The following is a 12,701-nucleotide window of genomic DNA, read 5'->3' as shown; positions in this document are numbered from 1 at the left end:
AAGAAAAATGACAACTAATAAATCCAATTCATTGTTTGAAAGCAAACAGGTAAAAGAAGCTTTAGTGCAATCTTTTGTGAAGCTGAATCCAAAAATGATGATCAAAAATCCGGTAATGTTTACCGTAGAAATAGGAACTGCCATTATGTTTGCTGTTTGTGTTTCTATATTAATGGGAGCAACTGACCAAGGTAGTTTTACTTATAATTTAATTGTGTTCTTAATTTTACTTGCAACACTTTTGTTTGCCAATTTCGCAGAGGCTATTGCCGAAGCAAGAGGAAAAGCACAAGCAGATAGTTTAAGAAAAACACGTGAAGAAACTCCGGCAAGACAAATTTTGCCTAACGGAGAAATTAAAAATATCAGTTCATCTGAATTAAAAAAAGGAGATGTTTTTGTTTGCGAATCAGGAGATTTAATTGCAACTGATGGTGAAATCATCGAAGGTTTAGCAACGATTGACGAAAGTGCCATTACGGGAGAAAGTGCTCCGGTAATTCGGGAAGCTGGTGGTGATAAATCATCAGTAACCGGAGGAACAAAAGTGCTGTCTGATAAAATTAAAGTAATCGTAACCTCTGAACCTGGCGAAAGCTTTTTGGACAAAATGATTGCTTTGGTTGAAGGTGCAAGCCGTCAGAAAACACCAAACGAAATTGCCTTAACGATTCTATTAGCTGCATTTACTTTAATCTTCGTGATTGTGTGCGTTACGCTAAAACCGTTTGCCGACTATGCAAATGCGCCTATCACGATTGCAGCTTTTATCGCATTGTTCGTTTGTTTGATTCCAACCACAATTGGTGGTTTATTATCAGCAATTGGTATTGCAGGAATGGACAGAGCGTTGCGTGCTAACGTAATTACAAAATCTGGAAAAGCGGTTGAAACTGCCGGAGATATTGATGTATTGCTTTTGGATAAAACCGGAACAATCACAATAGGAAACAGAAAAGCAACAAACTTCTACCCTGCAAAAGGTGTTACTGAAGAAGATTTTATAAAGTCTGCTGTGTTAAGTTCACTAGCAGATGACACTCCGGAAGGGAAAAGTATCGTGGAACTGGCAGGAGCCGAAACTGCCAATAAATTATCAATTGAAGGTGCTACTTTAATCAAATTTACTGCTGAAACCAGAACTTCCGGAGTTATTTTAAAAGACGGAACTAATATTAGAAAAGGCGCTCAGGATGCTGCAAAAAATATTGCAAAACAAGCCGGAAATACTTTCCCTGAAGATACTGCTCAAAAAGTAATCGATATTTCATCTAAAGGAGGAACACCATTGGTTGTAATTAAAAACGATCAGGTTCAAGGTGTTATCGAATTGCAGGATATCATTAAAACAGGAATGAAAGAACGTTTTGACCGTTTGAGAAAAATGGGTGTAAAAACGGTGATGGTTACCGGAGATAATCCGCTTACGGCGAAGTTTATTGCCGAAGCTGCCGGTGTTGATGATTTTATTGCCGAAGCGAAACCTGAGGATAAAATGAACTACATCAAAAACGAACAAAATCTGGGTAAACTTGTTGCCATGATGGGTGACGGAACGAACGATGCTCCTGCCCTTGCGCAAGCGAATGTAGGTGTTGCCATGAACAGCGGAACTCAGGCTGCGAAAGAAGCCGGAAACATGGTCGATCTTGACAATGATCCAACTAAATTAATCGAGATTATTGAAATTGGAAAACAGCTTTTAATGACTCGAGGAACTTTAACTACTTTTTCTATTGCAAATGACGTTGCGAAATATTTTGCTATTGTTCCTGCTCTTTTTATTACTGCGATTCCTGCGCTTGAAGGCTTAAATATCATGCGTTTGCATAGCCCTGAAAGTGCGATTTTATCAGCTGTAATTTTTAACGCAATCATCATTCCGATATTGATTCCGTTAGCGTTGAGAGGTGTAGATTATAAACCAATTGGTGCAAGTGCAATCCTAAAAAGAAATCTTTTGATTTATGGTTTAGGCGGATTGATTGTCCCTTTTATCGGAATTAAATTAATTGATTTGGTTGTTGCCTTATTTATGTAAATCTAAGCTTCTGAGATACTAAGTTTCTAAGGTTTTCTCTTAGCATCTTAGAAACTTAGTTCCTTAGAACCTCAAAAAATAAAGAAAAAATGAAAAATATATTTTCACTAGTAAAACTTACACTGCTTACCGTAATATTATTTGCAGTTATTTATCCTCTTGCGATTTACGGAATTGCACAATTTGCTCCAAATCACGGAAAAGGAGAAACTATTTCGGTTAACGGAAAAGTGGTTGGTTACCAAAAAATAGGTCAGAAATTTGATAAGTCGAATTATTTCTGGGGAAGACCTTCGGCTGTTGATTACAATGCTGCCGGAAGTGCCGGAAGTAACAAAGGACCAAGTAATGCTGAATATTTGGCTTTGGTTCAAAAAAGAATTGATACGTTTTTAGTTGTTCATCCTTATTTGAAAAAATCTGAAATTCCATCAGATATGGTGACTGCTTCAGGAAGTGGATTAGATCCTAACATTTCTCCTCAAGGTGCTTTTATTCAGGTGAAACGTGTTGCCAAAGAAAGAAAATTGGATGAAGCTAAAGTAAAAGCTTTGGTTGAAGCAAACATTAATACGGCTGTTATGGGACCTGAAACAGTGAATGTTTTGGAATTGAATGTTGCGCTTGATCAGTTGAAATAGTACGTTTTTAAACCTGACAGGTTTTAAAAACCTGTCAGGTTTGACAAAGATTTTCTCTTATTGCGAGGAACGAAGCGACCTCACTAACAATTATACATAAAATTGATTTTGCAAATGTGGTTGCTTCGTTCCTCGCAATGACAAGCTGTAACGAAAGTTGGAATCGAAAAAATAAACTTTTAAAAATAAATACCTAACAGGTTTTGGAAACCTGTTAGGATAATAAATCCCCTTTTTTACCCCAAATGTCCTAGCCCCGATAGTAGTGGAAATCCTTTTGTGCCGGGGTTCGGCACAAAAGATTGAAATGGATAGCGGGAAATAGCTCCTAAAAAATCTACTAAATAAATAATTGAATACCACAAAAATGAAAAAAATAATACTTACCGCTTTAATCGCTTTTGGTTTTAGCAATTTACACGCTCAGGAAGAAACAAAAAGTCCGTTTACGTTTTCAGGATATGTAGAGACTTATTATAGTTATGATTTTGGGAAACCGGAAGATCATACGCGCCCGAGCTTTTTTTACAATTTTAATAAAAGTAATGAAGTGAATATTAATTTAGGTATGGCAAAAGTGAATTATTCGAAAGATAATATTCGCGGAAATTTTGCTTTGATGGCCGGAACTTACGCCGAATATAACATGGCGGCGGAACAAGGTTTATTGAAAAATATCTATGAGGCAAATGTGGGTGTGAAGATTTCGCAAAGCCATAATTTATGGATCGATGCGGGAATTATGCCAGCTCACATAGGTTTTGAAAGTGCAATTGGAAAAGATTGCCAAACTTTGACGAGAAGTATTTTGGCTGAAAACTCTCCTTATTATGAAACAGGAGTTAAAATTGGTTACACATCTGAATCTGGAAAATGGTATTTGGCGGGAATGTACTTAAATGGATGGCAACGTATTGAGAAGGTAAAGGGCAATCAAACACCTGCTTTTGGAACGCAAATTACATATAAACCGTCAGACAAAGTGGTTTTGAACTGGAGCACTTATGTTGGAAATGAGCAACCGGATATTGACAAAAAATGGCGTTATTTTAATAATTTCTACGGGCAATTTAAAGTAACGGATAAAACAAATGTTACTGCTGGTTTTGATGTTGGATCGCAACAAGCGGCTAAAAACAGCAATAAATACGACACTTGGTTTTCACCAGTTTTGATTCTGCAATATAAACCAACTGATAAAATTCAGCTTGCAGCTCGTGGCGAATATTATAGTGATGAAAAAGGTGTTATCATCGCAACTGAAACGCCAAATGGTTTTAAAACTTACGGATTTTCGGCTAACTTTGATTACTTAGTTACTGATAATGTAATGTTTAGATTAGAAGCAAGAAATCTTTCTAGTAAAGATCAGATTTTCACAAAAGATAACGTTCCAACGGATACAAATACTTTTGTAACGACTTCGTTGGCAATCTCATTCTAGCTTTAGGCTATAGGCTTTAAGCAATAGGTTCTTGAAAAGTCTTATTGCTTAAAGCTTAAAGCTTACGGCATAAAGCAAAAAAATGAAAGAAGAAAAAGAAAATAATGCACAGCACTTTCTCGATTTAATTCAGAAATCACGAAAAGGAAAGTTTAAGGTCTATATTGGGATGAGCGCCGGTGTGGGGAAAACGTACCGTATGCTGCAAGAAGCACATTCGTTGTTGAAGAACGGAATTGATGTGAAAATTGGCTACATCGAAACGCATTTGCGAAAGGAAACGCATGACCTTTTATCTGGTTTGCCCGTAATTCCGCGGCGAACCATTTTCTATAAAGGGAAAGAGCTGGAAGAACTGGATGTTCAGGCGATTATAAACCTTAGACCTGAAGTGGTAATTGTTGATGAATTAGCACACACAAACGTTGAAGGAAGCAAAAACGAAAAACGCTGGCAGGATGTTTTGGAAATTCTGGAAGCGGGAATCAACGTGATTTCGGCAGTTAATATTCAGCATATTGAGAGTTTAAATGAAGATGTAAAACGTATTACGGGAATTGATGTTCAGGAACGGATTCCGGATAATGTTTTGCGATTGGCAGATGAAGTCGTAAATATCGACTTGACTTCTGAAGATTTGATTGCCCGTTTAAAGGAAGGGAAAATTTATACGGCTGATAAAATTCAGACGGCTTTGGCGAACTTTTTTAAGTCTGATCAGATTTTACAATTGCGTGAATTGGCTCTGAAAGAAGTAGCAAGTCAGGTGGTTCGAAAAGTTGAAAATGAAGTACCTCAACTCCATGCTTTAAGACACGAAAAACTTTTGGCCTGCATTAGCAGTAATGATAAAACGGCTAAAATTGTGATTAGAAAAGCGGCTCGTCTCGCAAGTTATTACAATGGATCCTGGTATGTTTTGTATGTAGAAACTCCGCAGGAAAGCAGTACTAAAATTGCGTTGGACAAACAACGTCATTTGATTAATAACTTTAAACTGGCTGTACAACTAGGCGCAGAAGTTATTAAAACTGAACATAAAAATATTGCGGATGCGATTTTGATTGCCGCCGAAGAAAAACAAATTACAACTGTTTGCATCGGGAAACCACATTTTAATTTATTTAAAGTAATTTTGGCTACAACGATTTTCAGACGTTTATTGAATCGTCTTTCTTTATCGAATGTTGACCTTGTTATTCTGTCGTAAAAAAAAATCTAACCATATAAGTTATATAAGTTCATTTAAATTGGATGCTTGAAAAATTTAACCGCAAAGAACGCAAGGTTTTACGCAAAGTTCGCTGGAGTTGTTGCTCGCAAAGTCGCAAAGACACAAAGTTTTTCCTGCTTTACTTAATTATACAGCTTCTTATATTTTCTTATATTACTTACATGGTTTAAAAAAAACAATAATTAAATTTAGAGGATGAGATTGCTTCGTTCCTCGCAATGACGTCATGAGAATTAAAACTAAATTGAATCTGGGAGTTGGGTTATTATTTTTACTAATAATAATACTCACATTGGTGAGTGCCTTTTATATTTTCTCGATAAAAAAAGACACGGAGAATATTCTGAAAGCAAATTATAATACGCTTGAATATTCTAGAAATATGCTTTTGTCTTTGGACGAAATTAATTCTAATAAAGAAAATGCGATTGTTACTTTTAAAGAAAATCTTCAGAAACAGACACAAAATGTTACTGAAGAAGGAGAAAAAAAAGGAACTGATAGTCTTAAGAGAAACTTTGCTCTTTTAGAAAAAAATAGTTCTGATGAATCTTTAAAAATGCAAATCAGACAGGACATTTTCGAGATTATGAAACTCAATATGAATGCCATAAAGAAAAAAAGTGATATCGCTAAACACACTGCCGAAACTGCCAATTTATGGATTGCCATTGTGGGAACTTTATGCTTTCTGATTGCTTTTAATTTACTGATTAATTTGCCAAATAATATTGCAAATCCTATTAAGGAATTGACTTTGAGTATTAAGGAAATTGCCAATAAAAATTATTCGGAACGTGTACATTTTACCAATCATAACGAATATGGAGATTTGGCAAAATCGTTTAATACAATGGCGCAAAAGCTAGAGGAATACAATAGTAGTAATTTATACAAATTGTTTTTCGAGAAAAAACGACTGGAAACGCTCATCAATAATATGCACGATCCTATTATTGGATTGGATCAGGAAGGAGTTATTTTGTTTGTGAATGATGAAGCGCTGAAAATTATCGGAATGAAATCTGAGGATGTTATCGGGAAATCAGCTTCGACTTTGGCTTTATCAAATGATTTGATTCGGTCTTTGATTTTGAAAGAATTAGCAACTGATTCTCAGAAAAAACAACCTTTGAAAATTTTTGCTAACGGTAAAGAAAGTTATTTCGATAAAGAAAAAATCAACATCACTATAACGCCAACGGGAGAAGAAAAAGAAATCAATATTGGAGATGTCATTATTCTGCGAAATATTACCTTATTTAAAGAACTTGATTTTGCGAAAACTAATTTTATTGCCACAGTTTCTCACGAATTAAAAACGCCAATTGCCTCTATAAAACTAAGTCTTCAATTGCTTCAAAATACCAAAACGGGTGACATGAATGATGACCAAAAACAATTGGTCGAAAGCATTAAAGATGATAGCCAAAGGTTATTAAAAATTACAGGCGAATTACTGAATTTATCGCAATTAGAAACTGGAAATATTCAGTTGAATATCGAAAAAAGCAATCCGTATGCTATTGTAAATTATGCCACCGAAGCTGTAAAAGTTCAAGCCGATCAAAAACAAATCAAAGTGATTATTGATGCTGATGAAAATCTTCAAGACGTAAAAGCCGACAGCGAAAAAACAGGCTGGGTTTTGATTAATTATCTATCGAATGCGATTACCTATTCTTCTGAAAAAAGTACGATTATCATTAAATTAAAAGAAGAAAAGGATCAGATTGTTTTTCAAGTAATTGATACCGGAAAAGGAATTGACGCCAGATATAAAGACAAAGTTTTCGATAAATATTTTCAGATTCCAGGAAGTCAAAAATCAGGAACGGGATTGGGATTAGCCATAAGTAAAGAATTTATTGAAGCCCAAAACGGAGTTATTGGCGTAGAAAGTAATTTAGGTTTAGGAAGTACGTTCTGGTTTTCGTTAAAAGTTTAAAAAAGAGCCGTAGGTTCGGTCTATATTGTAGGGCTGTCCCGACGCTTCGGGATTAATCCAATTCCGTTATAATGCAAAATCAAAAATATAGATCGTCCCTACGGGACTTTTGTATTGTGAATACGTTTTTTAACCGGATTAAAATCCGGCCCTACAATATAAATCGTCCCTTCGGGACTTTAAAATGTGGTAAAAACGGATTATTCCAACGGATTAATCCCGAAACCTTGGGACATTACTATAATATAAATCATTACTCCAGAATTTGAAATTGTCATTGATATTGAATCTTTTACCCCCTAATATTTAGCAAATCTTAATACAATTATCATATTTAAAACCAACAGATTAATATTAACTTAAGGTTAGATTAAGCCAAAAATACTTGGTTTGAACATTCGTTATTATTGCAACTTATAACGATAACGAAAGATGTTTTACAAAACGATTTCTCTGATGTTTTTATTCGGTTTTTTGGGTGCAAATGCGCAACAAAATGATTCGATAACTAAAATTGACAGTACTTCGCACAACTTGAAATTCAATTACAAACAATTAATTATTCCTGGAGTATTGATTGGTTATGGCGTAATTGGAATTGGAAATGATCAGCTTTTAAGTTTCAACCATCAAATTCAAAGTGAAGTTACTGAGGACATTGACAACAAAATCACTATTGATGATTTCTCGCAATATGCGCCTGCAGCATCTGTTTATGCTTTGAATGCTTTTGGGGTAAAAGGCAAAAATAATATGCGAGATCGTTCTGTGATATTTGTGACTTCGTATGCGATTATGGCAACAACGGTTTTAGGTTTAAAATCGCTTGTACATGAAGAACGACCAGACGGAAGTTCGAATAATTCGTTCCCTTCCGGACATACGGCAACTGCTTTTGCTGGAGCCGAATTTTTATGGCAGGAATACAAAGACAAATCTATTTGGTACGGAATTGCAGGTTATGCCGTTGCAACCGGAACCGGATTATTTAGAATTTACAACAATCGCCATTGGTTAACTGATGTTGCTGCGGGAGCCGGAATCGGGATTTTGAGTACGAAACTGGCATATTGGATGAATCCATATATTACCAGAAAACTTTTTAAATCATCTTCTGAAAGTAAATCAACTTCTATGGTTATGCCTTTTTATAATGGCCAGCAATATGGGTTGGGATTTGTGAAGGTTTTTTAGATTTTTTAATGACTTTGTCTAGATTTTCCGCCACGAATTCACGAATTTTGATTTAAAATAATTCGTGAATTCGTGGCGGAAAAAAGTAATCATTTTAATCTTTTGTAGAATTACGTATTCGAAGTATTATTTTTAATCTCCATAACTTCTCGTTTTACTTCAAGAAGCAAATCTTTCATACTTTGAGATTCTGTAGCTTCATGTCGTTTATCGCTTCGGCCGATGCTGCATTCGTATTCCCAGATCTCTAAAATATCAGAAGCTTTTACTTCATAATTTGGATAAAAACGATTGTCTGATTCCAAAACCAAAGCATTCTTTTTGTTCTTGTTCAGACGTTTATACACCATTCCTTCATTTTTGGTAATCAGGATATAAGTTCTACCATCCATCACCTCTCCCAGCCTTTCGACATAACGCCCAATAATAATAGAACCGTCTTCGTGTGGTGGCATCGAATCACCTTCAACAGGAAATCCGCGATGTTTTCCAGGTCCTAAAAACGGAAGTGAAACTTGTTGTAAACTCTCGATATATTCCGGATCGGCATAACCGTTTAGATAACCTGCTTTTGCTTTTTGAGATACAATTTCTATATAATTCTCTCCAAAACTATCTACTTGTATTGGTAAAATAAGTCGGTTGCCTTCCAGTTTTATCAAGTTTTCAATGTGGATTTTTCGTATATCGACAGACAATAGTAAATCGATACTCATATGAAAATATAAGGCAATTTGCTTTAAGATATCGTACGGCGCCTCAGAGGTTCCGTCCTCGTATTTAACGTATCTTCCTCGGGTAATTCTAAGGTTTTCAGCTAATTTCTCTTGCGATATTTTATGCTTAACCCTCAATGCTCTGATGTTATCTGAAAATAAAGACATAATTAATTTGTTATAATTTGGAACAACAAATATATGAAAAAATGTTATCATCTGTACTAATTTTGTAATGCGTAAAAAATAAAATTTCCGAAGGGATTATGAAATTGAGAAATATAAATACCACATGTTCAATAGAATTGTACATTCCAGATGTAAGTTCGGAAGTAAAACTGCCTTTTTTTGATGTTGGTATTAGCGCAGGTTTTCCTTCGCCTGCTGATGATTTTATCGAATTATCGATTGATCTCAACAAAGAATTTATCAAACATAAGTATACCACTTATTTCGCCAGAGTAAAAGGGCATTCTATGAAAAATGCAGGAATCAATGATGGTGATTTATTGATTATTGATAAAAGCCTGGAACCACAAAATAATAAAATTGCTGTTTGTCAAATTGATGGCGAATTTACCGTAAAGCGTATTAAAATAGAAAAAGATATCATCTGGCTTATTGCCGAAAATGAAGATTATCAACCTATAAAGGTAACTCCCGAAAATAATTTTGTGATCTGGGGAATTGTGATTCATAGTATTAAATCTTTTTAAAATAGAAATAAAAAAACAAGTTTAGAAATGTTTGCTTTAGTCGATTGTAACAATTTTTATGCCTCTTGCCAAAGAGTATTTGAGCCGCATTTAAGAGGAAAACCTATCGTTATTCTCTCTAATAATGACGGCTGTGTTATTTCGCGTTCTGATGAAGCTAAAGCTCTGGGCGTACCTATGGCGATTCCTGCTTTTAAGTATGAATCTATTTTTAAAGAAAAGAACATTTTTGTTTATTCTTCTAATTATCCGCTGTACGGCGATATGAGCAATCGGGTAATGAATCTGCTTCAAACTTATACTCCTGAAATCGAAGTTTACAGTATTGATGAAGCTTTCCTGAAATTTTCAGGTTACGATTTATTTGATCTGAATACGCTGGGTTTAAAAATGCGGAAAGAAGTGACACAAGGAACAGGTATTCCTGTTAGTATAGGTTTTGCGCCTACCAAAGCTTTGGCTAAAGTTGCAAATAAAATTGCCCGAAAATTTGCAGATCGTACACAGGGTGTTTATTGTATTGACTCTGAAGAAAAAAGAATTAAGGCATTAAAGTGGACAAAAATTGAAGATGTTTGGGGAATTGGAAGAAAGCACGCCAAACGACTTAAATTAAAAAAGATCAATACTGCCTATGACTTTACCCAGTTTCCGGATGCTTGGGTAAGAAAAGAAATGTCTGTAGTTGGCCTTCGATTAAAACATGAACTAGAAGGAAAACCAACTTTAGGATTAGAAGAAGCCGCAGACCGGAAAATGATTGCCACTACAAGATCTTTCGAAAAAAGATATACTACTTATGAAGAAATATCAGAACGAATTAGCACATTTACAGCTTCTTGTGCTGAGAAATTAAGACGTCAGGATTGTCATTGTAATATGGTAACTGTCTTTATCCAGACTAGTTTTTTAAAAAACGAAGAATCACAATATTCACGAAGCATTACCATTGTAACAGATTTCCCAACCAATTCTACAATAGAACTTAATGAGGCTGCTCAAAAAGGATTTAAAGCTATTTTTAAAAAGGGTTTTCGTTATAAAAAAGCCGGAGTAATTGTAATGGGATTAACACCAAATAATGAAACCCAACTTAATTTATTTGAAACTTCAAATCCTAAACATCAACCTTTAATGAGTGCGATTGATAAAATGAATCAGAGTTATGGGAATAATAAAATCAAATTCGGCGTGCAATCTTTAGGACGTCAATGGAAAATGAAACAAAACAGATTATCGCCCAAGTTTTCTACTTTATTGAAAGATGTTATCACTGTTAAAGTTTAATAAAACGACATAAAAAAATCGTTTTCACGTTATATAAAGAGACATGAAAAAGCAAGAATACGCCATAGTAGATATCGAAACCACCGGTGGAAACGCCAGTGGCAGCCGCATTACCGAAATTGCCATTATCATTCATGACGGAGAAAACGTGATTGAACGATATGAAACGCTCGTTAATCCGGAAAAGGAAATTCCGATTTCGATTTTTGCCTTAACAGGAATTAATAACGAAATGGTAGCTAATGCGCCAATCTTCGATGATATTTCAGACAAAGTATTAGAAATGCTTACGGATCGAATTTTCGTCGCTCATAATGTCAATTTCGATTATTCATTCGTTCGTCATCAACTCGAGCAAGCAGGTTTTAAATGGACAGCAAGAAAATTGTGTACTGTTCGTGCAGCACGAAAAATAAGACCTGGTTTCCCTTCTTACAGCTTAGGAAAACTTTGCAATTCGCTCGACATTCCTTTAGAAAATCAACATCGCGCCGGTGGAGATGCAGCTGCTACAGCAATATTATTTTCGCGATTACTGGAATGGGACGATGAAGGTCATATTGAACAAATGATCAAAAACACGGCACAAGATCAACGTTTACCTCCTAACCTTCCGCCCGAAGATTTTAATAATTTACCTGAAAAACCAGGTGTATATTATTTTTATAATGAGGTAAAAAAAGTAATCTATGTCGGCAAAGCAGTTAATATAAAAAAACGAGTTGCTTCTCATTTTAGCGGACATAAGATTAATCCGCAAAGGCAACATTTCTTGCGGGATATTTACTCAATTTCTTTTGAAGTTTGTGGCAATGAATTAATGGCACTTTTATTAGAATGTACCGAAATTAAGCATCTTTGGCCAACTTACAACAGAGCTTTAAAACGATTTGAACCAAAATTTGGATTGTATGAATATGAAGCCCGCAACGGATATAAATATCTGGCTATTGGTAAACTCAATAAATTTCAGTCTTGTATTGAGCATTTCAGTAGTTTACACGAAGCAACAAATATACTGCGGGGTTTAGCAGAACGATTTGAAATTGATTATAGGTTTTGTAAATATTCAAAACCTGAAGAAGGAGAAATATTTCAAAATAAAGATATAACAGATTTGCCGGATGCGTCGCTTCACAATGAACAAGTCGACAATGCTATTGATTTTTTATTAAACAACAGACCCACTTTTGCCATTATAGAAAAAGGAAGAACAGCGCACGAACGCAGTTGTATCTGGATAGAAAATGGTCATTTTTATGGTATGGGATATATTCCGTTAGATGTTGCGATTACCGATCCTTCAGAAGTAAAAAATTATGCTACGCCTTATAAAAGTAACCAATATATTGTGCAATTGATTTTTGCTTATGCAGAAAAAAATCCCCGAAAAGTTTTTTTCAACAAGAACTTGCTAAAATCAGGAATATAAAACTAATCTAATTTTAAAAATAGAGCTATAAACTTAAAGTATTGACTT

The 12,701-nt window shown here is 35.0% G+C and carries 10 protein-coding genes; 9 read left to right on the top strand and 1 reads right to left on the bottom strand.

Annotated elements, in window-relative coordinates; translation table 11 throughout:
- Positions 1 to 7 precede the first annotated feature (7 nt).
- From kdpB to WN975_RS25155, 6 genes are all read left to right on the top strand, one after another.
- Entirely contained in the window at positions 8 to 2,041 is a 2,034-nt protein-coding gene (kdpB, locus tag WN975_RS25180; protein WP_337968869.1) for a potassium-transporting ATPase subunit KdpB, read from the top strand.
- Between the two features lie 89 nt (positions 2,042 to 2,130).
- On the top strand, positions 2,131 to 2,682 hold the full coding sequence (locus WN975_RS25175; protein WP_337968868.1) for a K(+)-transporting ATPase subunit C: 552 nt from the start codon (positions 2,131 to 2,133) through the stop codon (positions 2,680 to 2,682).
- Between the two features lie 367 nt (positions 2,683 to 3,049).
- Entirely contained in the window at positions 3,050 to 4,126 is a 1,077-nt protein-coding gene (locus WN975_RS25170) for a porin (protein WP_099711172.1), read from the top strand.
- Between the two features lie 82 nt (positions 4,127 to 4,208).
- On the top strand, positions 4,209 to 5,336 hold the full coding sequence (locus WN975_RS25165; RefSeq protein ID WP_337968867.1) for a sensor protein KdpD: 1,128 nt from the start codon (positions 4,209 to 4,211) through the stop codon (positions 5,334 to 5,336).
- A gap of 250 nt (positions 5,337 to 5,586) precedes the next feature.
- On the top strand, positions 5,587 to 7,308 hold the full coding sequence (locus WN975_RS25160; protein WP_337968866.1) for an ATP-binding protein: 1,722 nt from the start codon (positions 5,587 to 5,589) through the stop codon (positions 7,306 to 7,308).
- Positions 7,309 to 7,740: 432 nt separating this feature from the next.
- On the top strand, positions 7,741 to 8,502 hold the full coding sequence (locus WN975_RS25155) for a phosphatase PAP2 family protein (protein WP_337968865.1): 762 nt from the start codon (positions 7,741 to 7,743) through the stop codon (positions 8,500 to 8,502).
- Between the two features lie 110 nt (positions 8,503 to 8,612).
- Here WN975_RS25155 and WN975_RS25150 read toward each other — a convergent pair whose 3' ends face one another.
- Positions 8,613 to 9,386, bottom strand: a complete 774-nt coding sequence (locus WN975_RS25150; RefSeq protein WP_337968864.1) for a LexA family transcriptional regulator — start codon at positions 9,384 to 9,386, stop codon at positions 8,613 to 8,615.
- A 98-nt stretch (positions 9,387 to 9,484) separates the two neighbouring features.
- Here WN975_RS25150 and umuD point away from each other — a divergent pair, with 98 nt between their 5' ends.
- The 3 genes from umuD to WN975_RS25135 are packed head-to-tail and all read left to right on the top strand — an operon-like array spanning position 9,485 to position 12,653.
- The gene (gene umuD, locus WN975_RS25145) at positions 9,485 to 9,934 is read left to right on the top strand and encodes a translesion error-prone DNA polymerase V autoproteolytic subunit (RefSeq protein ID WP_337968863.1); all 450 of its coding nucleotides are present in this window, start codon (positions 9,485 to 9,487) and stop codon (positions 9,932 to 9,934) included.
- Positions 9,935 to 9,961: 27 nt separating this feature from the next.
- Positions 9,962 to 11,221: a Y-family DNA polymerase gene (locus WN975_RS25140; RefSeq protein ID WP_337968862.1), complete on the top strand. Its 1,260-nt coding sequence runs from the start codon at positions 9,962 to 9,964 to the stop codon at positions 11,219 to 11,221.
- A 43-nt stretch (positions 11,222 to 11,264) separates the two neighbouring features.
- Positions 11,265 to 12,653, top strand: coding sequence for an exonuclease domain-containing protein (locus WN975_RS25135; protein ID WP_337968861.1), 1,389 nt, complete (start codon positions 11,265 to 11,267; stop codon positions 12,651 to 12,653).
- Positions 12,654 to 12,701 lie beyond the last annotated feature (48 nt).

This window comes from uncultured Flavobacterium sp., from assembly GCF_951805225.1.
Classification (GTDB): Bacteria; Bacteroidota; Bacteroidia; order Flavobacteriales; family Flavobacteriaceae; genus Flavobacterium.
Note: the sequence above shows the minus strand (reverse complement) of the source record. Positions and strands in the feature narration are given on the sequence as shown.

Coding starts and splice junctions, on each gene's coding strand:
- WN975_RS25150 (WP_337968864.1), bottom strand. CDS start 9,386: ATGTCTTTATTTTCAGATAACATCAGAGCATTGAGGGTTAAGCATAAA.
- WN975_RS25155 (WP_337968865.1), top strand. CDS start 7,741: ATGTTTTACAAAACGATTTCTCTGATGTTTTTATTCGGTTTTTTGGGT.
- kdpB (WP_337968869.1), top strand. CDS start 8: ATGACAACTAATAAATCCAATTCATTGTTTGAAAGCAAACAGGTAAAA.
- WN975_RS25135 (WP_337968861.1), top strand. CDS start 11,265: ATGAAAAAGCAAGAATACGCCATAGTAGATATCGAAACCACCGGTGGA.
- WN975_RS25170 (WP_099711172.1), top strand. CDS start 3,050: ATGAAAAAAATAATACTTACCGCTTTAATCGCTTTTGGTTTTAGCAAT.
- WN975_RS25140 (WP_337968862.1), top strand. CDS start 9,962: ATGTTTGCTTTAGTCGATTGTAACAATTTTTATGCCTCTTGCCAAAGA.
- WN975_RS25160 (WP_337968866.1), top strand. CDS start 5,587: ATGAGAATTAAAACTAAATTGAATCTGGGAGTTGGGTTATTATTTTTA.
- umuD (WP_337968863.1), top strand. CDS start 9,485: ATGAAATTGAGAAATATAAATACCACATGTTCAATAGAATTGTACATT.
- WN975_RS25165 (WP_337968867.1), top strand. CDS start 4,209: ATGAAAGAAGAAAAAGAAAATAATGCACAGCACTTTCTCGATTTAATT.
- WN975_RS25175 (WP_337968868.1), top strand. CDS start 2,131: ATGAAAAATATATTTTCACTAGTAAAACTTACACTGCTTACCGTAATA.